This window comes from Clostridium psychrophilum (assembly GCF_018861705.1).
Classification (GTDB): Bacteria; Bacillota; Clostridia; order Clostridiales; family Clostridiaceae; genus Clostridium_AD; species Clostridium_AD psychrophilum.
Genome location: NZ_JAHLEC010000007.1, coordinates 23,085 through 49,116, shown reverse-complemented (window position 1 = coordinate 49,116; position 26,032 = coordinate 23,085). Strand labels below are relative to the sequence as shown.

Genomic DNA, 26,032 nt, shown 5'->3' with positions numbered 1-26,032 from the left:
TGTATCCTTTAATCCTAATTTAAATTTATATGGGCTTCACTAACTAATCTTTTAATCTTCTCCTCAGTATAATACTCATAATTTTCTTTAGCTTTTGTAAAATAAACTAAATATTCAATATTACCATTAGGTCCTTTTATTGAAGAATAGTTAACATTAATAACCTTTACATTCAGATTTTTAAAAAGGTTTAGCACCTTAATTATTACCTCAACATGTTCACTTTGTTTTTTAACCACGCCTTGTTTGTTTACTTTGCCTACCCCTACTTCAAATTGTGGCTTTAATAAAGCTACCCCACTACCATTAATCTTCAATAAATTAAGTAGACTTGGAATAACCTTTTCAAGTGATATAAATGATACATCAATACTTGCAAAATCAGCGAGTTCCCCAATACTTTCTACACATAAATACCTTATGTTTGTCTTTTCCATTGACACAACTCGTGGATCACATCGAAGTTTCTCATCCAATTGATTTGTTCCAACATCTATAGAGTATACCCTACATGCTCCATGTTGAAGCATACAATCCGTAAACCCTCCTGTAGATGCGCCTATATCTATACATGTTTTGGCTTTAAGATCAATACCAAAGAGATTTATAGCCTTTTCAAGCTTTAATCCACCTCTACTCACATAAGGGATATCTTCCCCAACGAATTCAATTTTAGATAATAAGTCTATCTTTTTTCCACATTTAGTAGTCATAATACCATCCACAAATATATTTCCAGAAATAATGTTTTCTTTTGCTCTCTCTCTAGAAGATAGTATTCCTCTTTGAACTACAATAACATCTAATCTTTCTTTATTTTCCAATATATAGCTCCTTAAATACCTTAATAAAATACTCTATTAAAGTAATTTTAAAATATTTTCAAAAATACCATCGACATCTAACTTATGTAATCTATACAATATATCAACAGATCCATTAGGAATAAATTCATCTTTAAATCCTAAATTAACTACTTTTGTGTTTCCCGGAAGTGTATTTACATACTCAAGTACCATAGAACCAAATCCTCCATGCACAAGATTATCTTCTATAGTTACTAGCGAATATTTTTTATCCACTAAATCCGAAATTAACGCTGTATCGATAGGTTTAATAAAACACGCATTTATTACACTAGATTCTACTCCTATGTTTTTTAGTTTTTCCCTTACCAAAATAGCATTTTGAACCATTTTACCTGTCGCTATAAATGCTATTTTACCACCTTCAAATAGAGTTTCCCATCTTCCTCTCTTGAAATCTTCAATTGGAGACATTTTAACATTTGGATTATCCCCACCCCTTGGGTATCTTATAGCAATTGGATAATTCTGCTTAACCGCAAATGTTAGCATTGTCTTAAGTTCATTAATACATTTTGGAGCCATAATTGTCATATTAGGTATATGAGATAAATATGATAAATCAAATACCCCTTGATGAGTTTCGCCGTCTTGACCAACTATACCCGCCCTATCAATAGCAAAAATAACTGGCAATTTTTGCAAACAAACATCATGTAAAATTTGGTCATATGCTCTTTGAAGAAATGTAGAATAAACTGCAAAAATAGGTTTTAAACCTTGTGATGCCATTCCTGCAGCCATTGTAACCGCATGTTGTTCTGCAATTCCTACATCAAAAAATCTGTTTTTAAATTCTTTTGAAAATTTATCGAGCCCTGTACCTTGACGCATAGCTGCTGTTATAGCCACTATTTTACTATTTTCTTTAGCAAGTTGCGTAATTTGGTCACCAAAAGCATCCGAATAACTTTCTTTATGAGAACTGATTAACTCACCAGTAAGAGGGTTAAATGGTCCTATCCCATGAAATTTATGTGGTTCTTTTTCAGCAAATTTATAGCCCTTACCCTTTTTAGTTATTACATGAATAATGACAGGACCATCTATTTTTTTTGCAAGTTTTAAAACCTTGCTTACTTCTTTAATATCATGTCCATCTATAGGTCCAAAATAAGTTATACCCATGTTTTCAAATAACATTCCAGGACCTATTACCTGTTTAATTCCATTTTTAAGTTTCTGAATTGAACTAACCATGCCATCACCTACACTAGGAATTTTCCTTAGGGTAGAATTTATTTCTTTTTTTATTCTATTATAGGTTGGATCAATTCTAAATTGACTTAAATACCTAGATATTCCTCCAACATTTTTAGATATAGACATCTGATTATCATTAAGAACAATAATCATTTTTGTTTTTCTAAATCCTACATCATTTAATGCCTCAAAAGACATACCACCAGTAAGTGCGCCATCACCTATGACTGAGATAACATTATAATCATCGTTTTGCAAATCACGAGCTCTAGCAATACCTAAACCTGCAGAAATGGAAGTACTACTATGTCCTGATTCAAAAATATCATATTTACTTTCCTCTCTTTTAGGAAAACCACTTAATCCACCATAACTTCTAAGTGTATCAAATTTGTCTTTTCTTCCCGAAAGAATTTTATGTACATAAGATTGATGACCTACATCCCAAATTATTTTGTCCTTGTCTAAATTAAATACATTATATAAACTTAATGTTAGCTCTACTACACCCAAATTAGAAGCTAAATGACCTCCAGTTTTAGACACTTTTTCAATTAAGAAATCTCTGATTTCTCGAGAAAATGCATTTAATTCCTCAATACTCATTTTCTTCACTTCATTTATATCATTAAAACCGTCTAATATTTTTCCCATATGTATCTATCCTCTTTTATTAAATATATTATTTTTACCCACATTTATGGAGATATTATATCATATAATAATATTTAATTCAAAAGCTATCTTAGCTACTAGAACAAGTTATTGTCACTTTAGAAGGACTTATTGTTTAGATGAATTTAGCATATTATCAATATTGTCTTTTTAATAAAAATTCTGTAATTTCTTCTAAATGTTTTGTGTTTAGATGGATTTCTTTTAATATTTGTAAACATTCTTCTGTTAAAAGTTTACATTTATTTTTGCATTCTTCAAGTCCATAAATAGTTATAAAAGTTGTCTTATTATTAGATTCATCACTTTTCACATTTTTACCTAAGATACTAACATCACCAACAACATCCAATATATCATCTTTTACTTGAAATGCTAAACCCAATTTATCACCATACACTTTTAATTTTGTTAAATCAGACTCATTAGCATTACCTAATGTAGCACCACATATTATTGCAGCTTTAATTAACTGTCCAGTTTTGTTTTTATGCATATATAAAAGTTCTTCCTCAGATATTAATACGCCTTCACTGGAAATGTCACAAATCTGACCTGCTATCATGCCCTCAGCTCCAGAAGCTTGCGCTATAATGGTACTTGCTTTGATTTTATTTAAATCTCCATCTAAGCATTGATTTAGAAGCACTATCATTGCTTCATTTAATAATCCATCCCCAGCAAGTACTGCTATTGCCTCACCATATATCTTGTGATTTGTAGGTTTTCCTCTTCGCAAATCATCGTTATCCATACAAGGCAAATCATCGTGAATTAGTGAGTATGTATGAATCATTTCAAGTGCTGCTGCAAAAGGCATTATATTCTTGTAATCTTCTTTGTACATAGCATAGGTGCAAAGCATCAATATCGGTCTAATTCTCTTTCCTCCGACTTTTAGGCTATAAATCATTGATTCAAAATTTTTATTATTTTCTTCTGATTTATTATTAAAGTAATCATTTATCCATTGTTCAACTAATTCCTTTAGTAATTTAATATTCATATTATCCCTTCTTTTCACTATAATATTAGCTAACTGCTAGCCTCATCTGTAAGTGCCATGAAGTCTTTCTCACCCTCATCTGTTAATATCTTTATTTTTCCTTCTGCTACATTTAAAATTTTATATAAGTTATTACAAATTTTTATACCCTCTTCATAATTAGTCATAGTTTGCTCTAATGTAACTTCATTTCCATCCATAAGCTCTACAATCTCTTCAAGTCTTCCCATCATATTTTCATAAGTTTCTTTTTTCTTTGCCATCAATTTTCCTCCAAATTACTTAATTTAAATCTAGTACTTCCATTTTTTAACGTAATCTTTATCTCTTTTATATTTTTTAATGTACTTATATTACTAATAACCTCATTTTCATTGTTTTGCAATACTGCGTACCCCTTATCCAATACATTTAAAGGGTTATGTGCATGTATTAGAGCATTTAATTTTGATAATTTTTGCTTCTCAAGTGAAATTATTGAATTAAATTTATAATTCAGAGTCTCTTTTAAATGATCTATATGAGTATATTGATTAACTACATAATTTAAAGGATTATTTACTTTCAATGTTTTGCTTAATAAATTTACTTGATTGTATTTATTAGTAATTTTAGAGTTCACAGATCTAAATAACAAGTCTCTAAATGATCTTATTTCATTATTTAACTCTTTTAAATCTTTAATAGCAATTTCTGCCGCAGCTGACGGAGTAGGTGCTCTTTTATCACTTACAAAATCCGCTATAGTAAAATCAGTTTCATGCCCAATTCCAGTAATTATAGGAATGGTTGAAGAATAAATTACATTTGCTAAATTTTCTTCATTGAATGCCCATAACTCTTCTATTGAACCTCCACCTCTTGCTATAATTATTAAATCAACATTTTTTTCAGTGTTAAAATATTTTATGCCGCTAGCAACGTTATTGCTAGCATTTATACCTTGAACAAGAGATGGATATATTAGCATATTAACATTTGCATTACGTCTTGTAGCCACATTAATGATGTCCTTAACTGCGGCTCCTGTTTGTGATGTAATTACTCCTATTCTAACCGGGAAAAGAGGAATCTTCTTCTTATGATCTAGATCAAATAATCCTTGTTTTTCTAATTTATCTTTTAGATCTTTAAACGCTAAATACAACTGACCTTCCCCATCTGTCTCCATAGAATCGCAATAAATTTGATATGCCCCACCCTTTTCATAAACAGATACACGACCACGTATAATAACGTTCATACCATCTCTAGGTGTAATTTTAAGTTTTTGAGCTTGTGATCTAAACATGATACAAGTTATCTTTCCAAATGCATCTTTTAATGAAAAATATATATGTCCACTAGAATGTAATTTTACATTAGATAGTTCTCCTTTAACATTAGCATTCTTTAATATAAAGTCACTATCAATTACTTTTTTAATATATCCATTAAGAGCAGTTACAGTTAATACTTTAATAAACATTATCCCTCCAAGCAGAGCAAGCATTTTTAATTAACATTGTCGTAGTCATTAGTCCTGTTCCTCCTGGAACTGGGGTGACATAACTTGCATGGCCTATAACATCGCAAAAATTTACATCTCCACTGATTTTACCATTTATCATTGTAGTCCCGACGTCTATTACAATTGCTCCTTCTTTGATAAAATCACTTGTAACAAAACCTGGTTTGCCTATTGCTGCAACAATTATATCTGCAGTTTTACAAATACCCTTTAAATTTAAAGTTTTAGAATGACATATAGTAACTGTTGCATCCTCATTAAGTAGCAATTGTGCTGCAGGTTTTCCTACAATATTGCTTCGACCAATAACAACCGCATGTTTACCTTTAATCACGCATCCAGTATTTTTAATCATTTCAATAACGCCAAGAGCAGTACATGGAATATAGCTTTTCTCTCCCTTATAAAATCTACCCATATTTACATCAGTTAATCCATCTATATCTTTATTATACGAAATTTTAGAGGTGATTTCTTTCTCATTTAGATTTTTGGGTAAAGGTAATTGAATAATTATGCCATCTACACTATTATCTTCATTAAATTTCTCTATAATATCGATTATATCCTTTTGATTTGTATCTTTATCCAAAGAAATACAATCATAAGAAATTCCTAGTTTATTGCACAGATTATTTTGACTTCTTACATATGAAAGAGAACCACCGTCTTCACCAACTAATATAGTTTTAATTGATGGCACTCTATAACCATTACTAACCCCTTCGTTTATAATTGACTTAATTTCATTTCTGTACTTTTCAACTATTATTTTACCGTTAACTTTAATACCCACGTTAATCTCTCCTTAAAAAGTTATAATATATCAACGACTTTTATTATAACTTCAAAATTTTTATAAATTAAAATATAATAACTAGTCAATATTGCCATTGATATCTTGCATCAAACTAAGGGCAGGTCCATCTAACAGTTTTACACTATTAGACGTTCCATTAAACGAAGTATGACACAAAATATACTCGGCTAGAATAGCCGTGCATATTGACTAGTTAATTTATTATTGCTTATACAAGTATTTACTTAAATCATCTTCGCTAAGATTCCGTTTATAAAAGCTGGTGAACTATCTTCACCATACATCTTGGCAAGTTCTATTCCCTCGTTTACAGAAACTTTATTTGGTATTTCTTTCTCAAATAATATTTCATAAGTACTTATTCTTAAAATAGCTAAATTCATCTTTGATAACCTAGCTAATTTCCACTTAATTAAGTATTTTTCAATGTTTTTATCAATTTCTTTACCATTTTCATGAACTCCGGCTAATACTCTTGTAACATATGACATATCTATTTCTTTTAAATCAACCTCAGTATTCTCTTTGAAGTTTTCAATAATATCCTCATAATTTTCTTTATTTATTGACATTTCAAAAAGTAATTTCATTGCTGTTTCTCTTGACTTTCTTCTATTCATTAGTAATCCTCCTAATTTTCCTATCATAAACTATACATTATAACTTAATATAAGAATAACAAGCATAACAATAAACACCCTCCAATTTATAGAGGGTGTTTATTGCTATGCTTCTATTTCCTCAAGCTTTTCTGTTTTAGGTAATACAACATTTTGTACATACACATTTACTGCTGATACTGTAAGGCCTGTCATTAACTCTACAGATTTTTTTACATTAATTTGTGCTTTTTCAGTTACTTCTGGAATTCTAACACCATATTCAACTACAACGTGTAAATCAATTATTGCACTATTTTCTCCTACATTGACTTTAACGCCTTTAGATAAGTTTTTCTTTCCACTTAGAATTTGGGTTATTCCGCCAACTAGACTAGCGCTCATTCCAACGATTCCCTGTATTTCAGCAACAGCGAGTCCTGCAATAACACTAACCACATCTTCAGAAATTTTAACAACCCCAATTTCCGTTTCATTTAAAATTTTATCTTCCATATTAGTACCCCCTTATTTAACTTAGGTAAAACATGACAATGCTGAATCTAGTATAGCAGATAAATATTTTATTTACAAATATTATTCTTTTATCTTAACTTCAATTTTTTCTAATTTTGTTTTGCTCATTACAACATCGTTAATACTACGAAGCTGTTCTTCTGAAAGTTGTTTTTTATCAGATTTAACTAATATTTGAACCTTGTCATTTACTATACTACACATTGCTTCATTATACCCTAAAGCTTTTAATGCAAGTTCAATATCTGTTTCATTTTGAGATGCCATTGATATGCTTAAGTATTGAGTAGCCGCTGCTGCCTTTTGTGTTTTTGGAGTATTAGTATCGTCGATTAAAGTTTTAATAGTTTGAAGAGTTCTTACACTGTCCTGATCCCTTGATAATTTTGCCTCTGTAAAATAATTTGAAGCTGTTGAAGCAGTTTTGGTGTCCTTTAAAGATATTGCACTCTTCTCGCTACTAAAGTCACCATCATTTACATATAATGGACCATTCACCTTCGTTGCAAGATAACCTGCAAATACAATAAGTACTACCAATGTAACAATTATACCAGACTGTTTTTTATTCATAATATTTCCCCCCCATCTACCTTTCTCAGAAATTATATGCTACTTATTCATAGGATATACATTAACTTTGTTTTCAGGCAAATTAAATAAATTAATTACTGCCTGTCTAATCCTAAGTTCAGTAAGTTTTTCACCTGAACCCTCTGCAACTACACATACTCCCGTAATAACAGGCTTGTATTTTTTCACAATAACAGGTTCATTGTTGGTTCCATTATTGGACATAACAACGGTACTTCCGCTATTATCTTGTGTTATATTTCTTTTTCCTCCTGATGTATCATCTTCTACCGTAGTACTTTTAGAATCGGTTACATTTAATGCCGGAACACTTTCTTCACCACTTGCAAAATAGATCATAAGTTTTACCTTACCAACTCCATCTATTCCCTCGAGCGTTATCTTAAGATTGTTTTCTAACTCCGTCTCATAATCACTTGTCTGTGTTGTTGTGTTTTTTATAGCTGCTGTAGCTTTTTGTGCATCAGTTGCCGTAGCTGAAGTTGCGGTTGTAGTTGAGGTCGCCTTGGTTGTTTTGAAAAAACTACTAGCTAAAACTATTACAACTGCTACCAATATCATCAATACCAAGTTTCCTAGTATCTTATCAGATTTTTTGCTTTTATCGCTTTTGTTTGGGTCCTTACCACCATTTAATTTTGTCTTAATATACTCAGTTAGTTTACTAAGCAAATTATCATTGTTCATACAAATCCCCCTCTTTTCTTACTTTTTAAACTAATTACTAATCATTAGTTTTACGAATTTAATTTATAAACAGTAATAACATCATTAGATACTTTTAATTTACTACTTAAGAGCTTCCTTATTTTGTTTCCTTGTTCATCCTGTAAAATTTCCCTATTAGAAGTGCTCACACTTGCTGTATTAATTTCTATATTTTTAACACTTTTAACCCCTTCATCCACTACCCCAATTTCTACCGTATTAATATTGTATGTTCCTTTTTTACTATCATAAACAATTTTTATATCAGCATTGTACTTGTTTTCTGGATAAGCTTCTTTTAAGTTCGTGATGCACTCATTCTCTAAATTTTTTTTAAAATTTTGCGTTGTATTTACTATGTTAATATTTTTATACTTTTCATTATCTGTTTTAGAAGCACTACCTTCCATGTAGCTTGTTGCTTTACTTGAATAAGAATCTAAATTAAAATTCTTATCAAAAACCTTCATTATAGGGTTTATGATGACTACAATTAACATTATTCCTAGTACAAATTTTGCATATTTTTTTATACTATTGTCTGGTAAAATCATTTCCACTGCGGTAATAAAAAATATAGCAATGGCAATATTTGTAACCCACACTTTTAATGAATCTATCAAATTATCACCACCTCCTTTGCAATTAAGTGTATATTTTATCCTGATATTATACCTTTCCCAGTAGCTGCTACTATTGCAACCATTATGAAAAACATTACACTTACTGATATTACACAAGACATTAAAAGAAGAATAGAATCTCCAACTGAGTTTATACAATCGACAGTACGACTGTCACTTATTGGTTCAATTAATGCTGCAGCCATTTTATACATGAAAGCCATAATAAGAAGTTTTATAATTGGTAATAATACTATTACTATAAGAACAATTAGCCCTAGTCCACTTATTGCACTTTTTAAAAGAAGTGAATATCCCGCTACAGTTGAAATTGCATCAGATAAACATTTTCCAACTACAGGTACAAATGTATCTACTGCAAATTTTGCTGTTTTTATAGTGACTTGATCTAGCGTTTTTGCTGCTATACTTCTTAAAGTAATTACCGCAATAAACATTGTCATAACTATCCCCTGAAGCCAAAGAGCCGATTGTTTTAAAAGCTTTGTCAGATTTTTTATTTTATAATCAGGAGATATATTAGATACAAATTGTAATACAAAACTCATAAATATTATAGGAATAATAATATCTACATATATTTTAGAACTTACGGTTGCAAAGCCCATTATTACAGGATCAAGTAGCGTTGCTTCCGCAAACCCACCTACACTCGCAAGTAACATCATGAGCACTGGTATAAGTGCTGCCATAAAATTTGACATACTAACAATAGTGTTTTTTGCAAGTTCCACAACTATATAAAAACTTTTAGTTATCATAATAATCATTACACCATAACATGCAAAATAAGCAATGTTTGATAAACTCTCTTTACTAAAAGCACTCTGAAGGTTACTAAGTAGTGCACATATTAGAGCAATAATCATAAGGCTTCCTATTAATTCCATTGATGAAATAACTTCTTTGAATGTGTATTTAATAACATAATTAGATATATTCTTAAAACTAAATCCACCTTGTCCAGTTTTTACAAATTGTTCTACAAAAGCTTTTGGCTGCATGTCGTTAAATACTTCATATTTTGTTTTCACATTAGATATGTAGTCATATAAGTTTGTTATCTCTAATTGCTGCTTTTCACCTATTTGACCTGTCTCTAGAGCTTGTACATTAATAGGGAAATATACTAAACATAATGAAAATATTAAAACCATTAATATTTTTTTCATATTATACCTCTACGTTAAGATTAGTATCATTTTTTTTCATATAGTATTTTTACATTATCTTCAAAATAGATTGTAAAACCGACATTAAAATTGGGATAGCTAAAGCTAATATTAATATTTTTCCAGCAAATTCCACTTTACCTGCAATACTATTTTCCCCAGCATCCCGACATATCTCACTACTGAATGAAGCTAAATATGCAATTCCAAGTATTTTAAGAACTGTGTTCAAATATATAACATCAATATTGGCCTTATTTGCTAGCGTCTGTAAAAAAGTCATTATTATTGTAAGCTTGTTTACCATAAATAAGAAAATTAATATTCCTGCTACAATGCTAACTTGAATAGCCAAGTCATCTCTTCTACCTTTAAATATAAGTACAATAAATAATGCTATAAAAGCAAATGCAACAACTTTAATTATTTCCATAATTTCCTCCTTCATTGCATCTGTGATTGCTTTTGAATAAAAGATAGCTCTCTTTAAATTGTTATCTGCCTACATTAAAACTGAAACAGAGTTTTGACAGAAGTAAACAGTTTATTTACTAAATTTATAACCATCATAAGAAGTAGTATTACTCCAGCCAAGTTTGCAACCACAGCTATATCATCTTTGCCACCACTTTTTAAAATCTTATCAATAATAATAATCAGAATACCTGTTGCCCCAATTTTAAACAATAAACTAACATCTAACACTTAAAAAACCTCCCCCCTATATTAATGCTATTACCAGCATTGCTCCAAAAGAAAAACCTAGGTATCTATACATTTTTATATTTTTGTTCATAAATTCTTCTGCTACTTTTATTTGTTTTTTCAAATTAGCTAGAGTAGGTATAAACATACTATTTTGACCTTGAATATCAGATTCTCCAAGTGTTTTGGATAAATCCAAAATAACATTTATATCTTCAGAGTTCAGATATAATTTGCTTCTTGTTGACTCTACCGCACTATACATAGCCTGGTATACATTTTCATATTCATTTTCACATAATAATTCACTTGTTTTATTAAAAAATTCATTTATAGGATATTTACTTTTACTTGCTATGCTTTTAAAAGCATCTGGCAAAAGAGCATGTACATAAGTTATTTCATTTTGAAGCTGATATATTGCTCTCTCCATTTCATTAAGTTGACAGACTCTATATTTTAATCTTTCACTATATATAAATCCAGCCATAGTTGATGCACATAATATTACAATACAACATATTATTTTAATCATATTATGACCTCCACACATCTATACCTTTAGTAAAATCATAAATACGTTCTATAGTTCCGATTCCTTTTTTGTTACTCAGTACTATTCCTCTAGTAAATACATAATTATCTACGATTTCTTTAAACACAGCTCTTTTGTACAAATCTTCAATTCCAAAACCATGAATAGTTGTTATTAAACTAATTCCAGAATTTAATGCCATTAAAACGCTTTCCATATCCTTTTTGGTACCAATCTCATCACAAACTATTACATCAGGAGACATGCTTCTAATCGCCATCATAATCCCCTGGCTCTTAGGACAATTGTCTAATACGTCCGTTCGATCTCCTATATCCATTTGAGGTACTCCTTTAAATGAACCTGCGATTTCAGACCTCTCATCAATTACAGAAACATTTTTTCCTTGAAAATTTCTATTTTTATTTCCTTGAGATATTTGCCTTGAAATATCCCTAATTAAAGTAGTTTTTCCACATTTAGGTGGCGATATGATGATTGTATTGTAAACTGAATTATTATAAGTAATATAAGGCATTACTCTATCAGCGCAACCAATAATTTCTTTACATGCCCTTATGTTTATAGATGAAATATCTTTTATAGTTTTTATGCTATTATTTTCAATAACACAAATTCCACATAATCCAACTCTATGGCCACCTTTTATAGTTATATACCCCTGCCTAATCTCGTCCTCGAACGCATAAATTGAATAATTACTAATCCTCTGCATTATGTATTTTATATCCTCTGTTGTTGCGATATAGTCCCACATTTCCTCTTTACTTCCAATATGAATAAATATAGGTTTGTTTACTTTTATTCTAATTTCTTCAAGTTGTTGTAAATTATTAACTTGTTCTAATTTGTTTCTAATAATCTTAGGTAATATCTCAAATAAATCTTTTGTAGCTAACATTTTTTTCACCATCCTATATATAATTTGTATTTTACAACCCCAGAAAATATGCCATGTAATTGAAAACTTATTAACTTAATTCAGATTCATTTCCATAATATATGTACTAACTCCAAAAAAAAGAACAAAAAAAAAGAACCAAATTGGTTCTTTTTTTTAGAATTCTAAACTCTTAACATATAGTCACCATTTCTAGTGTCTATTCTTATAGTTTCACCTTCATTAACAAACATTGGTACTTGAACTATTGCTCCTGTTTCCACCGTAGCTGGTTTTGTTACACTTGAAGATGTATTGCCTTTGACACCTGGTTCAGTACTAGTTATTAATAATTCTACAAAGTTTGGAGCTTCTACTGAGAAAGCATCGTCTTTATAAAATTTTATTATAGCAAACATGTTTTCTTTTAAGTATTTTATAGCTTCTTCGACTTTTTCATAATTAAGTGGTATTTGTTCAAATGTTTCCTGATCCATAAAGTAATATAATCCATCTGCTGAATATAAATACTGCATTTCTTTTCTTTCTATAACAGCCTCTTGTAATTTGGTAGTTGGATTAAAAGTTTTTTCTGTAACCCCTTGATTAATTACATTTCTTAATTTAGTTCTAACAAAAGCAGCACCCTTACCAGGTTTTACATGTAGAAAATCTAATACAGTGTAAACTTGTCCACCTTCTTCGAATGTAGTTCCTTTTCTTATCTCTCCAGCTGAAATCATTTAGTATCCCTCCAAAATTCTTTAATAGTTCACTTTACCCATTTATATTATAACCTTACTAGGTAATTTAATACCATATTGTTCTATTGCATAAATATTTAAAAATGTATTACAACTACATCAATATTTATTGTTTATCTCTTCTAATGTAAACTTTACATAATGCTATTTTATCTTCTTTAATGTATCATAAACTTGAACTTTTTATGATTAAAATATCAAATGCATCGTTTACTCTAAAAAATATTCTATAACCACACTAACTATAAACATTACAGTGGAACAATGTTATTTTATCAAAACTTAATGATATTTGCAAATATAATTGCATATTATTTCTATAATCGTGTATTTTTTTTAACAATCTCATGTTTTCACTATATTAATTTAAAGTAATCAACAATAAGTATGCTTGCTTTATATAAAAAGCAACCATACTTATGCATTATTTATTCTTTAAAAAATTAATATTAAGGTTTGTAATTTTAGCATTCTGGTTAAAACTTATCTTATCTATATTTAAAAAAATTTTACTTTTACTTAAATCATTTAATGATGTATTTAATAATTTTATATCTCCTTTATAAATGATTTCTACATTACATTTCTCATTTTCAACCATATTAATTGATTTTACTTCAAAACTTTTATTGCTTCCTATACATTTTAGAATGTCATTATATCCGTATTTATTTTGAGTTTCAACATTCTTATTTATAGTAATATTTTTTTCACCTTTCTCTTTAGATATCGTCTGATTCTTAATTGTAATAAACTTATTTTTAACAAAAACAAGTTTAAAAGATAAAATTACAATCAACATAAGTAATATAAATAGTATCCCAATATTTTTTCTGCTTTTATACATTTTTATACCTCTATTATAACTTCGAAGTTAAAGTTTCCTTTATTTTTATTATTAGAAGTTAATTTTTTTATTGAATAATTGTTTTCTATACATTCTATTGCGACAATATATTCATCATAACTTTTAACTTCAATTTCCATTTCTAAATTAGTTTTTGTTATAATAATGTTCTTACAATTTAAATTGTTTTGTACTAAAAATTTGCTAAGTTTACTATATAGCTCAATACTTGTTGTATCTTTTTTTACAACCTCGGTACCTTTAACCCCTTTTGGCACATTGATATTCATTTTTTGATGTGCAATTTTTCCTTTAATACTACTAACTCCATGGTACGTATTAAATATTAAACTTAGTAAAACAATATTTAATATAATAGTCACCATAATACATATCTTGATTTTTTTATTTCCTATTTTATTTTTTTTATCTATATACCAATTAGGAATGAATGTGTTTTTCATCATATTATCTATCCTTTTACTATCATATATTTTAATAATTCTTCTCGCATTACATCATCTAATATTTGATAAGGTAATGCTGCATACTCTAATTCACTAATATTTAGTTTTTTAATATTTGCATAATATATTTTTTCACTTAATTTAGTGTAATCATTATACTGTTCTAAAAATTCGTTCATTAACATTGCAAATTCAAATTGATCTAATTCTTCAATATTTACAATATTATTAGCCACAATTTCATTATTACAACACATCAAGAAATATATATTGCTATTATAATAGAAAACTAATATATAATTATTTGCATTGATTTTGTTTGAATAATAGTTTTTAAAACAAAACTGGATTAGATTTATTTTTCTTAAAGTTATGTTATTTTCAATACTATTTTCTAAAATATCTAAATTACTTCCCTTTAGACAAAAAACTAATAACTCCATATTGATTTTGTCTTCTTTAATTGATTTATAAGTAAATGCCATATTTTCAATATCTTTATAATAATATTTTAATTCATTTTTGATCATATCATGAATTTGATGTTTTTTAACTAATGGCAATGTTACCATTTTAATATATACTGTTTCACCTTCAACCATAATATATAAGTTTTTATTTTTTATATCTACTTTAAAATCTTTCAGATCAAGTCTATCTTTATAATACTTAGTTTCCTCAATAAAATTTATAGTTCTACTTAACATTTTGTGTTTTGAAAATTCTATACCACAAATTCTTTTATCTGAAACCTCTAGGAACATATTTTTTTTCAATTTCATTTTTGCCTCCTCATTTATAGGTGTAATCAGTTTTTATAAATATAATTTTAAAACTTTCGCCAGTAGATTCTAATTTATAGTAATCATTTCTATTTATCCTATCTTCATAAGGCGTTGCAAATATGAATTCATTTGTAATCTTTATATAACTAACATTGGCTTTACCATACTTTATAGTGTCATTATTAAAATTATTAAAGAATTCATTTGTTCCAAGCTCTTTTATTTGTTTACTGTTCTCCTTAATATATGTGAAAAACATAGTTGTTAAATATTCTTTGTTCTTTTGATAACTGTCATCTTTTAATATATACCCCTTAGCACTTGCAGAGTATTTAACTTCTGCAACTTTAATATCAAATATATATATCATGATTACTAAGCAGATAATTCCTATTAAAATAGTATAGATCAATATAAATCCCTTTTTAGTTTGCATTTTGTATTGCTAAACACCTCTCAATACTTTGGCCATTGTACCAGCTCAACTTAATATAAAGAATTCTCCCAGGTTTAAGCGCTACAAATTCCTTTACATCATCTATAATTACACTTTTAGTGGAATTATCCATGGGTTTACTGTATTCTGTACCATATAAAATATAAAGTTTTCTATCAATTAATTTTATATTATTTAATGTAGTTCCATCATAACAATTTATCTTAATAATATTTTCTTCGGTTATTACACCTTTGGCATTTTGGTTAACTTCTTTGTCTATTACAGCTATCGCTTCATTTAAATAATTAAATCCTTTGTTTTGTATTACACTATTTTTATAGTTTTTCACATAAGATATAAGCATACCATTAACCACTCCAAACAATAAAAACACCAACCCCAAAGCAATTACCATCTCTATAAGTGTAAATCCCTTTTTCTTCATTCATGACAACCTTTATAAAAATTGCACTGTAACACTAATGCACTGTTTGGTATACCTGTGTATAATGAAAGATTCAGACTATAAACCTTTAATTCGCTTTTTATAAAGCTTAATTTTATATATGATTTATTTATGGTCATCGTATTTGAAAACAAATCTACTACCGGAGTTCTTATTCTATCAAAAGTTATGTTTTCACTATTTATAAATAACTTATTATCATTCTGTAACTTCGATAATTCTTCATAGGTCATAGAGTATATAATGTTGTTTTTCAGAGTTTCCATTATTAACACATTATTATTTAGAATTTTAACATCTTTTTTCATATTTATAGATGCTAATTCATAAGACATCATGCAAGTGAAAATAATAGAAAATACCCCTAGACTACATAATACCTCGATTAAAGTAAATCCCTTTTTACTTGTTAATTTTGACATATCCAGTACCTACTCTCATTGTAATCTCATGTTCTACTAAATTATTATCCTTTAACGTTATCGTACACGCATCATTGCTAAAGCCCTTATTATCAATAATTATATCTCCATTACTCTGCCTCCCCGTAATTTGATATAACGCTATTTTATTTTCAAATGTTAGTTTATTTACTATTGTAATTCCTTTTTCTAGTTTCATTTCATTTCTTTGTATATCAAAAGTTACAGTTGCACTAGAAGAGTTTTCTCTACAATACATTTTTGAATTATTAATAAAACTCACTATAGCATTACAATAATACTGGGCATCTACTCTATTTTTTACTGTATTATAATATTTGAGTGAAACAAAACTACATCCTCCAATTATGCTCATAATAGATATAACTAATATCATTTCGATCAATGTAAAACCTTTACGCATAAATTCGCCTTTCTTACTTATTTAGTAATGCTTTGATTTAGTAATGCTTTGATTTAATTAATACTTTCCTGCAGAATCCATAACATTTAGCATGGGTAACATTACTGCTAATATAATTGTACCAATCATAATTCCTAAAAATATTATTAGAATTGGTTCTAACATAACTGTAGCTTTTTCTACATTTTCCTCTGCATCTTCATAAAATATGTCTGCAGCGGTCAAAAACATACCTTCCAAATTACCAGTTTCTTCTCCTATTTTTATCATCGCCACAAAAAACTGAGGAAACAAATTCATTGCATTTATTGAACTTGATAAATCTTCACCTTTTTTTATATCATTAGATGCTGTTTTAAGCTTCAACTTAAAATATGTATCACCGATAACATCATTAATTATTTCAAAAGCTTTTAAAAGTCCTACTCCACTACCTAATAATATGTTAAGTCCTCTAGAAAACCTTGTGTAAACAAGTCTTTTATATACTGAACCTAATATAGGGCACATAAACTTAAACTTATCAAATGCAAGTTTCCCACTCTCAGTTTTAATATATTCTATAATTACAAAAACTGAGATTAAAACAATTATTACAATCCACAACAAATTATTACGTAGAAAATCGCTACTCCATATCACCATTCTAGTTACTAATGGTATTTCTGCATCCATCGAATTTAAATTTGTAATAAACGTCGGGATTACCTTTATGAGTAAAAACAAAGATACTATCATTAATGTTACAAACACTGTGCAAGGATAAATCAATGAATTAATAAATTTTTTTAGCAGTTTGTGTTCTTTTTCATAATACTTAGACATTTCTTCAAGGATTATATCAAGTTTTCCACTCTCTTCACCCAAATAGATCATATTTATCATAAACTCAGGGTATACATTGGTAGTCTTCTCCATGCTTTTAAAAAGCGAGTTACCATTTTGTACATTTTCTCTAATAATTATTAGACTCTTTTTTATGGATTTATTTAACATTTGCTCATAGAGCAAATCAAGAATATCACATATTGGTATTCCCGCTTTGATACATATTGAGAATTGCTTACAAAATATAGATATTGTTTTCAAATTAGGTTTTCTATAAAATTCTTTTATATTTCTCATTTTTTTAGTTTTTATTAAAAATAATTTTTTTTCACGTAGCTGTAATGCCAACTCCTCAATACTTTCACTCTCGGCATTACCTTGTATTGCCAATCCATTCGACGTTTTAGCCATATATTTATATCTCATATTGTTATTTCCCCTGTCCCTTAGCCATCTTTGACTTGATGTTTTTTAGCTGATTCATTTGAAATTATAGCTAAATGTAGCATTTTCAAACTCTTCTATCGAGGTTATGCCCTTAAGCACTGATTCTCTACAACTCTCCATAAAAGAACTTGATTTTTTTTCATTGCAATATTTCCAAAGTTCATCACTTATGCCACTTCTTGAAATAATGGATTTATGATTACTATCCAACTTAAATAATTCGTATATCACAGTTCTGCCTTTGTATCCTGTTTCGTTACACTTATTACATCCTAAAGCTTTAAATATTTTCTCACCCTTTTTTAATCCAAGATGCTGAAATTTGTCATGAATAATTGTATGTTCAATTTTACAATAGGGACATAATTTCCGTACTAATCTCTGAGCTAACACAACAACTAATGAATCTGCGACTAGATAAGATGGAATGCCCATGTCAATTAACCTAGATATTGATTCTATAGCCCCATTTGTGTGTAATGTTGATAACACCAAATGTCCAGTTATCGATGCTCTCACGGCTATATGTGCTGTTTCCTCATCTCGTATCTCTCCGATCATTATCACGTCAGGATCTTGCCTTAAAACGCTCCTTAATCCATTTGAAAAAGTAAGACCTGCTTTGTTATTAACATTTACTTGATTAACTCTAGACATGTTATATTCTATTGGATCTTCAATAGTTATAATGTTTTTACTCTTGCTATTAATTTCATTCAATAGTGCATATAGTGTTGTTGATTTTCCACTTCCTGTAGGTCCTGCCACTATTATCATTCCATGAGAAAGTTTTAATATATCCTTTAAATGCATAACTTTCTCTGAGCCAAATCCTAATGAGTCTAAATTAATAAATTTCTCTGCTTTGTATAGAACTCTTATCACTAGCTTTTCACCATACATTGTTGGAAGCGAAGAAACTCTGAAATCATAATCAATTCCGTCTATATTCTCAGTTATCTTTCCATCTAAAGGAATTAACTTAGTGGCAATATCCATGTTCGCCATAATCTTTAACCTTGTGCATAATGATTTATAGACATTACTCGGTACTTGATTAATTTCATTTAATATACCGTCTACTCGCATTCTAATTATTGCAAAAAATTTAAATGGCTCTAGATGAATGTCACTTGCCTCTGCATCTACAGCCTGTTTTAACAAAGAATTAGTTATCCGTATTACAGGTGCATTTTCAGTAGAAAATGCTGAGTGCGCCTCTATGTTTTTTTGTTTAACTTCTAACATGTACTCTTTTTTCATTTCTTCAACTGCCACATCTACAATTTGTTTTCCATAACAGTTTTTAATAACCTCGGATATGTGACTCTTTATAGCGAAGAACACTTTTATTTTTTTATTTGTTATAAATTTCAACTCATCTATAACTTTAATATCGAATGGATTTGAAAAAGCCACGTTTACTTCATTATTCATATCATAAAAAGGTACTAAACTATATTTATTTGCTACCTCCTTTGAAATTAAATTAAATGCTTCATTTTTTACAAACGAAGATTCTAAATCAATGTATGGTATATTAAAGTCTTTGTCTAATATCTTAATAAGTTCATTTATATCTTCTTTTATATCTTGAAAAATTATCTGTTCTTCACTACAATTTTCTTTAAGTGAAAGTTCCTTTACTTCTTTATACCGCTTTGTTGTAATTAAATTTTTATTTAATAATAATTGGAGCAAATTTTTTTTCATAATTTTTTACCTTTCTTAAAATGTGAAATATACTAAGGACATCCTATTTGTAAGCATTGTCATTTTTAAGTATTTTATTCACTTTTATTGGTTTATGCAAAAAAAACTGCATAAAAAAACAACTGCACTAATAAATATAGGCAGTTGTTTTTATTTAATTTATATAAAATTTCCCTTCAAAGATAGTTTCTGCTGGCCCTTCCATCAGAACCTCATCTTTCACAATTTCTATATTAAGCACACCACCTGGTACTTGTACTGTTACTTTCTCGCTTGTGTGCCCTAGTCTATTTGCCGCTACCACGCAGGCGCAGCTACCAGTTCCACATGCTAACGTTGGTCCAGCACCTCTTTCCCAAGTTTTAACCTTAATTAAATTTTTGTCTACTACTTCGCAAAAGTTAACATTTGTGTTTTCAGGAAACAAATCATTATGCTCAATAAATTTTCCCTCAGAAATTTCATAATCTTTAAGTTTTCCGAAAACAATAGTATGTGGCACACCCATAAGCAAAGAGGTAATATAATAATCTCTATTATCACTTTCTAATTTTTTATTTATTATCTCTCCCTTATTTAAAGATGGTATGTCTTTAGGATTAAAACTGTATTTCCCCATATTTATAGTTACTCCTTGCGCCACTCCATTTTTAACACATATATTTGCAAGTTTTACTCCATCACCAGTTTCAATTTTTATACTATCGCCTAACACATATTTTTTCTGCCATATGTATTTAGCAAAACACCTTATACCATTACCGCACATAGATGCATAAGAACCATCTGCATTAATAATTATCATCTGTATATTCGCTATTTTACTTTTTCTAACCACTAAAATCCCATCCGCACCAATTCCATAATGCCTATCACATAATTTGCTCGCAAGTTTCTCTAAATTATTATATTTTTCATCAAAATCATCTATAATAATAAAATCATTTCCTGTTCCCTGCATTTTAGTAAAGTTTATAATTTCCATATAACTCCTCCTCCTTACTGACAAACACCATTACTTTTCAATAATTTTCTTTAATGGTATACTGTTAATAATAGTACATCTTAATAGTAGTATAGTATATAATGTATTATTTACAAAGCATAAATAAGATTTATATAGATTAACATAATGAAAGGGTGATATATATATGGCATTAGATGGCATTTACTTATCTAGTCTCGTTAAAGAAATAAAAGATATAATTATAGGTTGTAGAGTTGATAAGGTAACGCAACCAGAAAAAGATGAGATCATTTTAAGTTTTAAAAAAAATAGAATAGTATATAAGTTGTTAATAAGTTCTAGCGCAAATTATCCAAGAATTCATTTAACACAGTTTAATAAACAAAACCCAATACAAGCGCCTAAATTCTGCATGCTTCTAAGAAAATATTTAAGTACTGCTACTGTCTTATCCGTTAAACAGCTTAATTCAGATAGATTACTTGTTATTGACTTTAAAAGCAGCGATGAATTAGGATTTGATAGTGTTTACTCACTAATAATTGAAATAATGGGCAGGCATAGTAATATTAGTTTAGTACGAGCACGTGATAACATAATTATGGATAGCATTAAGCATGTTAGCTCAGATGTTAACAGTTATCGTGTTTTATATACCGGTGTCGAATATATATACCCACCTGCTTCCACAAAACTAGATGCTTTTAATTTTGGTTATGATGAATTTTGCAAATACCTAACTGATAAAGAAATGCCATTTGGTGAAAAGTTTTTCACTGGTACTTTCACAGGAGTAAGTTCTAAATTATCATCGGAACTTGTTTATAGATATATGTCGCAAAATGCTGAATTTGATTTAGAACATGCTAAAAACATTTATGAATTTACAGTAGATACATTTAACAATATGCATGATAATATTTTTTTAGCTTCATACTCTAAAAACGATAAATTAAAAGATTTTCATTGCATAAAACTTACCTCATTAAAAGATTATGATTGTGAAATTTTTGATTCACCATCTAAATTAATAGAAACTTTCTATTTCCGTAAAGATAAACATGATAGATTAAATTCTAAAAGCTCAAACCTTCAAAAAATAGTTAATAATAATATTAGTCGTTGTGATAAGAAGGTGAAAATACTTACTAGAACCTTAAAAGAATGTACCACTAAAGGTGCTTATAAGTTAAACGGTGAACTCCTAACTGCTAATATTTATTCGCTTAAAAAAGGTGACAAATTCGCGAATGTTGTAAATTATTATACTGATAATGGCGATTACGTTAAAATTAAACTAGACGCCAATAAAACTCCTTCGCAAAATGTTCAATATTATTACAAAAAATATAATAAATTTAAGATAGCAGAGCAAATGGGAACAATTCAAATGAATCTCACTAAAAATGAATTGAAGTATCTTCATTCTGTACTCACTAACATAATAAATGTAGAAAATTACAATGGAATTGAAGATATTAAAAATGAATTAATAGTAACTGAATATATTAAAATAAAAAAACATAATAAAATGAAAAAAGCAAAACCAACAAAACCAATGCACTTTATTTCAAGTGATGGCATTGATATTTATGTTGGAAGAAATAATATTCAAAATGATTTATTAACTTTAAAATTTGCGAACAAAAAAGATATGTGGCTACACACAAAAGATATACCTGGTTCCCATGTAATTATTAAAAATATAGAAGATATTCCTGAATCCACACTACTCGAGGCTGGGAACCTATCAGCATTTTATAGCAAATCCCAAAACTCTTCTAGTGTACCTGTTGATTATACACAGGTCAAAAATGTTCATAAACCAACCGGAGCTAAACCTGGAATGGTTATTTACACGACAAATAAAACTATATATGTAACCCCAGTTGAAAGTACACTAGAAAGAATAGAATAAAAAAAGATATTTGTTAGCAAGTTAGCAAACAACTTCGAAGAATGTCCATACTATCACACAATCATTCTAATATATCTAAGAGCGGTTACATACAAAAAAATAAGGCAATGGAGATATGTATAATATCTTCCTTGCCTTATTTCTGCTTTAGGAATAGAGAATCCCGATCCCTTGACCTTCCACAAAGACATACTAGTATGACTTCCTGCGGAAGTGACTTGAAATAAGAAGAGCAGAAAAAATTGAAATTTCATTTAGAAATTCTTGTTTTGTAAATGGAAAATTCTCGTGAGCCTTCCAGGAAGGAAGGCTAGCGAACTCGAGACAGGACGTCGAGTGTGAGTGCCAGAGAATTTTCCATGAACAAAACACTAGAATTTCTTAATGAAATTTCATATTTCAAACTCTTATTCAAGTCATGCAAAAGAAAGTCTATAGTTCTCTAGTCTTCCTTCTTTTTCCTAGGTATTTCTATTATGTATTGGTAATAGTAACATAATAATCTTCCATTATATAATTTTCTATTTTTATCTGCTTTCTTACCAAAATCTTTTTGGAAATCACGATTAGATGTTATAACAAAACAAGACCACTCATTTAAACTTGAATACATTTCTCCAAGATCAATATGTAGTTTTTTTACTTCTGCTGCCTCGCCTAATCTTTCTCCATAAGGTGGATTAGTTATTATAACTCCATATTTCTGCCTAGATGCAAACTCCTGCATTGGTATTTTCTGAAATTTTATAAAGTCTTTGACCCCTGCTTTTTCTGCATTTTCTATTGCTACCTTAAGTAGTCTTCCATCAATATCTGAAGCTAATATTTCAATTTCATTGGTGTTTACAGTTTTTCTTGCCCCTTCACGAACTTGATCCCAAATATCTTTATCCATACTTGGCCAATTCTCTGCTGCAAAGTTTCTATTTATTCCTGGAGCCATGTTTTTGGCAATAAGAGCAGCTTCTATGGCTATTGTTCCAGAACCACAAAGTGGATCAGCTAAAACTCTTGTGCTATCCCATTTACTTATAAGTACAAGAGCAGCAGCTAAAGTTTCCTTAAGTGGCGCCTCACCAGCATATTCTCTATATCCTCTCTTATGTAAACCAACACCTGAAGTATCAATTGATAAAGTTACTACATCTCTTAAAATTCCAACTTCTATCTTATACTCAGGTCCTTCTTCTGAAAACCACTCTTTATCATATTTTTTCTTCATGGATTCTACTACTGCCTTTTTTACTATACCTTGGCAATCTGGAACACTATGAAGCTTTGACTTTACAGATTTACCTATGATATGCATATTGCCATCCTCAGGTATAAAATCACCCCAATTTATAGCAATTGTACCTTGAAATAAATCTTCAAAAGACAAGGCATTAAATTCTGCCATTTTAATAAACAGCCTTTCTGCAGTTCTTAACCAAATATTACATATAGCAATATCCATTTCGTCTCCGCTGAACGTTACTTTCCCATTTTCTACAATTAAATTTTCATACCCTAGTGCTTTTAGTTCCTTAGCGGTAATCGCTTCTAAACCAAACGTCGTAGTGGCAATTAAAGTATACATCATATATATCTCTCCCATTTCTCTTATGTTTATAACAAACATTACTTATATAATAATATCTCTATTTGTTATTATTGTCTACATTATTTGATTTACACTTTTTAAATAAATAAAAGTGTCAGAATAACTCCGACACTTAAATACATAATCTTGTTTAACAATGCAAAATTAATTATCTCCTGACTTACTGTTTTTAGGTAAAACTAAGTTAAGTATTATTCCAACCAAAGTTGCAAGCGCAAGTCCTGCAATTTCTACATCTGCACCTGCAAATTGGAACTTAATACCACCTCCGCCAATTCCTAAAACTATAATTACTGAAGCAATAATCAAATTTCTTTTTTTGCTAAAATCAACTTTATCTTCAACAAAAATTCTAAAACCCGATGACGCTATTATTCCAAATAGCATAACACTAACTCCACCAATTACAGGCAATGGAATATTCCCTATAACTTCTGAAACTGGTCCTATAAAAGACAATACAATTGCTATAATAGCTGCTCCGCCAATTACCCAAACACTGTATACCTTAGTAATTGCCATAACTCCTATGTTTTCACCATAAGTTGTATTAGGTGGTCCACCTACAAAACCAGCAAAGATCGTAGCAATACCATCTCCAAGAATTGATCTATGAAGTCCAGGATCCTTTGTAAAATTTTTGCCAACTACATTACTTGTAACATATACATGTCCGATATGTTCGGCGAGTGTTACAAAAGCTATAGGTGCCATAAGCATAATCGCATTCATGTTAAATGTGGGCAAAACAAAACTTGGTAGTCTAAGAAACTGTGCAGAACCAATTTTGTTTAAAACCTCAGGTGAAATTACTCCTAGAATTATAGAAAGTACATACCCAACAACCATGGCAATCAAAATTGGTACGACTCCGAAAAATCCTTTAAAATACATAGTACCGATTATTGCTATTGCTAAAGTTGTCATTGATATAATTATCCATGTTGCTCTGGATACACCATCTAATGATGGTGTTGTAAATGCGGCATTTAAACCTGACCAATTTATAGCAACGCTAGCTAAACTAAGCCCTATTACAATTACAACAGAACCTACAACTATTGGTGGCAATAATCTATCTAACCACTTTATTCCTATAAGTTTAATAATTAAAGCTACAATTACATATACAAAACCTGCTGCAATAATTCCTGATAGCATAGAACTTTGTCCATATGCCTTTGTAGCAACACCCATGGGTCCAATAAACGCAAAAGATGATCCTAAATATGCAGGTAACTTTGCTTTTGTACATAATATATAGAGTAAAGTTCCCACACCACTACAAAATAGTGCAATTGATGGACTAAGACCTGTAAGCATTGGTACAAGTATTGTTGCCCCAACCATAGCAAACAAATGTTGGAAACTAAGTGGTAGGGTTTTTAATATAGGTAATTTTTCGTCAACATCTATAAAATTTTTCATTAGTTCCTCCTTTTAGCCTCTCTAGGACTATTTTAAAAG

At 29.2% G+C, this 26,032-nt stretch carries 30 protein-coding genes; 1 reads left to right on the top strand and 29 read right to left on the bottom strand.

Annotated features, from left to right (window positions below; genetic code table 11):
- Positions 1 to 14 precede the first annotated feature (14 nt).
- The 27 genes from KPL38_RS03175 to dapF all read right to left on the bottom strand — a co-directional run bounded on the left by KPL38_RS03175 (position 15) and on the right by dapF (position 21,053).
- Positions 15 to 827 (bottom strand): TlyA family RNA methyltransferase, encoded by an 813-nt coding sequence (locus KPL38_RS03175; protein ID WP_216286946.1) that lies wholly within the window; start codon positions 825 to 827, stop codon positions 15 to 17.
- 33 nt (positions 828 to 860) lie between these two features.
- Positions 861 to 2,723 (bottom strand): 1-deoxy-D-xylulose-5-phosphate synthase, encoded by a 1,863-nt coding sequence (gene dxs / locus KPL38_RS03170; protein ID WP_216286927.1) that lies wholly within the window; start codon positions 2,721 to 2,723, stop codon positions 861 to 863.
- 157 nt (positions 2,724 to 2,880) lie between these two features.
- Entirely contained in the window at positions 2,881 to 3,750 is an 870-nt protein-coding gene (locus KPL38_RS03165) for a polyprenyl synthetase family protein (protein ID WP_216286925.1), read from the bottom strand.
- A gap of 29 nt (positions 3,751 to 3,779) precedes the next feature.
- On the bottom strand, positions 3,780 to 4,013 hold the full coding sequence (locus KPL38_RS03160; RefSeq protein ID WP_216286923.1) for an exodeoxyribonuclease VII small subunit: 234 nt from the start codon (positions 4,011 to 4,013) through the stop codon (positions 3,780 to 3,782).
- On the bottom strand, positions 4,013 to 5,218 hold the full coding sequence (gene xseA, locus KPL38_RS03155; protein ID WP_216286921.1) for an exodeoxyribonuclease VII large subunit: 1,206 nt from the start codon (positions 5,216 to 5,218) through the stop codon (positions 4,013 to 4,015). Before xseA ends, KPL38_RS03160 begins: the two co-directional genes overlap by 1 nt.
- Positions 5,208 to 6,056, bottom strand: coding sequence for a bifunctional 5,10-methylenetetrahydrofolate dehydrogenase/5,10-methenyltetrahydrofolate cyclohydrolase (locus tag KPL38_RS03150; RefSeq protein ID WP_216286919.1), 849 nt, complete (start codon positions 6,054 to 6,056; stop codon positions 5,208 to 5,210). The genes xseA and KPL38_RS03150 overlap by 11 nt, the downstream gene beginning before the upstream one ends.
- A 248-nt stretch (positions 6,057 to 6,304) precedes the next feature.
- Entirely contained in the window at positions 6,305 to 6,700 is a 396-nt protein-coding gene (gene nusB, locus KPL38_RS03145; RefSeq protein ID WP_216286917.1) for a transcription antitermination factor NusB, read from the bottom strand.
- Positions 6,701 to 6,805: 105 nt separating this feature from the next.
- Positions 6,806 to 7,195, bottom strand: a complete 390-nt coding sequence (locus KPL38_RS03140; protein WP_216286915.1) for an Asp23/Gls24 family envelope stress response protein — start codon at positions 7,193 to 7,195, stop codon at positions 6,806 to 6,808.
- 81 nt (positions 7,196 to 7,276) lie between these two features.
- A complete protein-coding gene (locus tag KPL38_RS03135) occupies positions 7,277 to 7,789 on the bottom strand; it encodes a SpoIIIAH-like family protein (RefSeq protein WP_216286913.1) in 513 nt (170 codons plus the stop codon).
- Between the two features lie 39 nt (positions 7,790 to 7,828).
- Positions 7,829 to 8,497 (bottom strand): stage III sporulation protein AG, encoded by a 669-nt coding sequence (gene spoIIIAG, locus KPL38_RS03130; RefSeq protein WP_216286911.1) that lies wholly within the window; start codon positions 8,495 to 8,497, stop codon positions 7,829 to 7,831.
- A 50-nt stretch (positions 8,498 to 8,547) separates the two neighbouring features.
- On the bottom strand, positions 8,548 to 9,141 hold the full coding sequence (gene spoIIIAF, locus KPL38_RS03125; RefSeq protein WP_216286902.1) for a stage III sporulation protein AF: 594 nt from the start codon (positions 9,139 to 9,141) through the stop codon (positions 8,548 to 8,550).
- A gap of 35 nt (positions 9,142 to 9,176) precedes the next feature.
- Positions 9,177 to 10,334, bottom strand: coding sequence for a stage III sporulation protein AE (spoIIIAE, locus tag KPL38_RS03120; protein ID WP_216286900.1), 1,158 nt, complete (start codon positions 10,332 to 10,334; stop codon positions 9,177 to 9,179).
- A gap of 49 nt (positions 10,335 to 10,383) precedes the next feature.
- The gene (gene spoIIIAD, locus KPL38_RS03115) at positions 10,384 to 10,767 is read right to left on the bottom strand and encodes a stage III sporulation protein AD (protein WP_216286892.1); all 384 of its coding nucleotides are present in this window, start codon (positions 10,765 to 10,767) and stop codon (positions 10,384 to 10,386) included.
- A gap of 74 nt (positions 10,768 to 10,841) precedes the next feature.
- Positions 10,842 to 11,039 carry a stage III sporulation protein AC gene (spoIIIAC, locus tag KPL38_RS03110; RefSeq protein ID WP_216286890.1) on the bottom strand — a complete coding sequence of 66 codons (198 nt, stop codon included), beginning with the start codon at positions 11,037 to 11,039 and terminating at the stop codon, positions 10,842 to 10,844.
- A 16-nt stretch (positions 11,040 to 11,055) separates the two neighbouring features.
- Positions 11,056 to 11,574: a stage III sporulation protein SpoIIIAB gene (gene spoIIIAB, locus KPL38_RS03105; protein ID WP_216286888.1), complete on the bottom strand. Its 519-nt coding sequence runs from the start codon at positions 11,572 to 11,574 to the stop codon at positions 11,056 to 11,058.
- A gap of 1 nt (position 11,575) precedes the next feature.
- On the bottom strand, positions 11,576 to 12,496 hold the full coding sequence (gene spoIIIAA / locus KPL38_RS03100; RefSeq protein ID WP_216286886.1) for a stage III sporulation protein AA: 921 nt from the start codon (positions 12,494 to 12,496) through the stop codon (positions 11,576 to 11,578).
- A gap of 164 nt (positions 12,497 to 12,660) precedes the next feature.
- Positions 12,661 to 13,218, bottom strand: coding sequence for an elongation factor P (gene efp, locus KPL38_RS03095; RefSeq protein WP_216286884.1), 558 nt, complete (start codon positions 13,216 to 13,218; stop codon positions 12,661 to 12,663).
- Positions 13,219 to 13,663: 445 nt separating this feature from the next.
- A complete protein-coding gene (locus KPL38_RS03090) occupies positions 13,664 to 14,086 on the bottom strand; it encodes a hypothetical protein (protein WP_216286883.1) in 423 nt (140 codons plus the stop codon).
- 2 nt (positions 14,087 to 14,088) lie between these two features.
- Complete coding sequence (locus KPL38_RS03085) at positions 14,089 to 14,553, bottom strand: hypothetical protein (RefSeq protein WP_216286881.1); 465 nt, start codon at positions 14,551 to 14,553, stop codon at positions 14,089 to 14,091.
- A 5-nt stretch (positions 14,554 to 14,558) separates the two neighbouring features.
- Entirely contained in the window at positions 14,559 to 15,335 is a 777-nt protein-coding gene (locus tag KPL38_RS03080; RefSeq protein ID WP_216286872.1) for a hypothetical protein, read from the bottom strand.
- Between the two features lie 10 nt (positions 15,336 to 15,345).
- Positions 15,346 to 15,708, bottom strand: coding sequence for a hypothetical protein (locus tag KPL38_RS03075; protein ID WP_216286870.1), 363 nt, complete (start codon positions 15,706 to 15,708; stop codon positions 15,346 to 15,348).
- A 55-nt stretch (positions 15,709 to 15,763) separates the two neighbouring features.
- Positions 15,764 to 16,222, bottom strand: a complete 459-nt coding sequence (locus KPL38_RS03070) for a prepilin-type N-terminal cleavage/methylation domain-containing protein (protein ID WP_216286862.1) — start codon at positions 16,220 to 16,222, stop codon at positions 15,764 to 15,766.
- A complete protein-coding gene (locus KPL38_RS03065; protein WP_216286860.1) occupies positions 16,219 to 16,665 on the bottom strand; it encodes a type IV pilus modification PilV family protein in 447 nt (148 codons plus the stop codon). The genes KPL38_RS03070 and KPL38_RS03065 overlap by 4 nt, the downstream gene beginning before the upstream one ends.
- Positions 16,646 to 17,089, bottom strand: a complete 444-nt coding sequence (locus tag KPL38_RS03060) for a type II secretion system protein (protein WP_216286858.1) — start codon at positions 17,087 to 17,089, stop codon at positions 16,646 to 16,648. The genes KPL38_RS03065 and KPL38_RS03060 overlap by 20 nt, the downstream gene beginning before the upstream one ends.
- Positions 17,090 to 17,146: 57 nt before the next feature.
- Positions 17,147 to 18,343 (bottom strand): type II secretion system F family protein, encoded by a 1,197-nt coding sequence (locus KPL38_RS03055; RefSeq protein ID WP_216286856.1) that lies wholly within the window; start codon positions 18,341 to 18,343, stop codon positions 17,147 to 17,149.
- Positions 18,344 to 18,397: 54 nt separating this feature from the next.
- Positions 18,398 to 20,077, bottom strand: coding sequence for a GspE/PulE family protein (locus KPL38_RS03050; protein WP_216286854.1), 1,680 nt, complete (start codon positions 20,075 to 20,077; stop codon positions 18,398 to 18,400).
- Positions 20,078 to 20,231: 154 nt separating this feature from the next.
- Entirely contained in the window at positions 20,232 to 21,053 is an 822-nt protein-coding gene (gene dapF / locus KPL38_RS03045; protein ID WP_216286943.1) for a diaminopimelate epimerase, read from the bottom strand.
- Positions 21,054 to 21,228: 175 nt separating this feature from the next.
- On the opposite strand from dapF, the gene KPL38_RS03040 reads away from it, so the two are divergent.
- Positions 21,229 to 22,962 carry an Rqc2 family fibronectin-binding protein gene (locus KPL38_RS03040; RefSeq protein WP_216286852.1) on the top strand — a complete coding sequence of 578 codons (1,734 nt, stop codon included), beginning with the start codon at positions 21,229 to 21,231 and terminating at the stop codon, positions 22,960 to 22,962.
- A gap of 442 nt (positions 22,963 to 23,404) precedes the next feature.
- On the opposite strand, the gene KPL38_RS03035 is transcribed toward KPL38_RS03040, so the two are convergent.
- Together KPL38_RS03035 and uraA are read right to left on the bottom strand one after the other, a co-directional pair.
- Positions 23,405 to 24,544 carry a THUMP domain-containing class I SAM-dependent RNA methyltransferase gene (locus KPL38_RS03035; RefSeq protein WP_216286850.1) on the bottom strand — a complete coding sequence of 380 codons (1,140 nt, stop codon included), beginning with the start codon at positions 24,542 to 24,544 and terminating at the stop codon, positions 23,405 to 23,407.
- A 165-nt stretch (positions 24,545 to 24,709) separates the two neighbouring features.
- Positions 24,710 to 25,993 (bottom strand): uracil permease, encoded by a 1,284-nt coding sequence (gene uraA, locus KPL38_RS03030; protein WP_216286849.1) that lies wholly within the window; start codon positions 25,991 to 25,993, stop codon positions 24,710 to 24,712.
- Positions 25,994 to 26,032: the final 39 nt, after the last annotated feature.

Bases quoted from the DNA above. Each gene is read 5' to 3' on its own strand.
- dxs (WP_216286927.1), bottom strand. From the start codon at position 2,723: ATGGGAAAAATATTAGACGGTTTTAATGATATAAATGAAGTGAAGAAA.
- KPL38_RS03165 (WP_216286925.1), bottom strand. From the start codon at position 3,750: ATGAATATTAAATTACTAAAGGAATTAGTTGAACAATGGATAAATGAT.
- KPL38_RS03160 (WP_216286923.1), bottom strand. From the start codon at position 4,013: ATGGCAAAGAAAAAAGAAACTTATGAAAATATGATGGGAAGACTTGAA.
- xseA (WP_216286921.1), bottom strand. From the start codon at position 5,218: ATGTTTATTAAAGTATTAACTGTAACTGCTCTTAATGGATATATTAAA.
- nusB (WP_216286917.1), bottom strand. From the start codon at position 6,700: ATGAATAGAAGAAAGTCAAGAGAAACAGCAATGAAATTACTTTTTGAA.
- KPL38_RS03140 (WP_216286915.1), bottom strand. From the start codon at position 7,195: ATGGAAGATAAAATTTTAAATGAAACGGAAATTGGGGTTGTTAAAATT.
- KPL38_RS03135 (WP_216286913.1), bottom strand. From the start codon at position 7,789: ATGAATAAAAAACAGTCTGGTATAATTGTTACATTGGTAGTACTTATT.
- spoIIIAG (WP_216286911.1), bottom strand. From the start codon at position 8,497: ATGAACAATGATAATTTGCTTAGTAAACTAACTGAGTATATTAAGACA.
- spoIIIAE (WP_216286900.1), bottom strand. From the start codon at position 10,334: ATGAAAAAAATATTAATGGTTTTAATATTTTCATTATGTTTAGTATAT.
- spoIIIAD (WP_216286892.1), bottom strand. From the start codon at position 10,767: ATGGAAATAATTAAAGTTGTTGCATTTGCTTTTATAGCATTATTTATT.
- spoIIIAB (WP_216286888.1), bottom strand. From the start codon at position 11,574: ATGATTAAAATAATATGTTGTATTGTAATATTATGTGCATCAACTATG.
- spoIIIAA (WP_216286886.1), bottom strand. From the start codon at position 12,496: ATGTTAGCTACAAAAGATTTATTTGAGATATTACCTAAGATTATTAGA.
- efp (WP_216286884.1), bottom strand. From the start codon at position 13,218: ATGATTTCAGCTGGAGAGATAAGAAAAGGAACTACATTCGAAGAAGGT.
- KPL38_RS03090 (WP_216286883.1), bottom strand. From the start codon at position 14,086: ATGTATAAAAGCAGAAAAAATATTGGGATACTATTTATATTACTTATG.
- KPL38_RS03085 (WP_216286881.1), bottom strand. From the start codon at position 14,553: ATGATGAAAAACACATTCATTCCTAATTGGTATATAGATAAAAAAAAT.
- KPL38_RS03080 (WP_216286872.1), bottom strand. From the start codon at position 15,335: ATGAAATTGAAAAAAAATATGTTCCTAGAGGTTTCAGATAAAAGAATT.
- KPL38_RS03075 (WP_216286870.1), bottom strand. From the start codon at position 15,708: ATGATATATATATTTGATATTAAAGTTGCAGAAGTTAAATACTCTGCA.
- KPL38_RS03070 (WP_216286862.1), bottom strand. From the start codon at position 16,222: ATGAAGAAAAAGGGATTTACACTTATAGAGATGGTAATTGCTTTGGGG.
- KPL38_RS03065 (WP_216286860.1), bottom strand. From the start codon at position 16,665: ATGTCAAAATTAACAAGTAAAAAGGGATTTACTTTAATCGAGGTATTA.
- KPL38_RS03060 (WP_216286858.1), bottom strand. From the start codon at position 17,089: ATGCGTAAAGGTTTTACATTGATCGAAATGATATTAGTTATATCTATT.
- KPL38_RS03055 (WP_216286856.1), bottom strand. From the start codon at position 18,343: ATGAGATATAAATATATGGCTAAAACGTCGAATGGATTGGCAATACAA.
- KPL38_RS03050 (WP_216286854.1), bottom strand. From the start codon at position 20,077: ATGAAAAAAAATTTGCTCCAATTATTATTAAATAAAAATTTAATTACA.
- KPL38_RS03040 (WP_216286852.1), top strand. From the start codon at position 21,229: ATGGCATTAGATGGCATTTACTTATCTAGTCTCGTTAAAGAAATAAAA.
- KPL38_RS03035 (WP_216286850.1), bottom strand. From the start codon at position 24,544: ATGATGTATACTTTAATTGCCACTACGACGTTTGGTTTAGAAGCGATT.
- uraA (WP_216286849.1), bottom strand. From the start codon at position 25,993: ATGAAAAATTTTATAGATGTTGACGAAAAATTACCTATATTAAAAACC.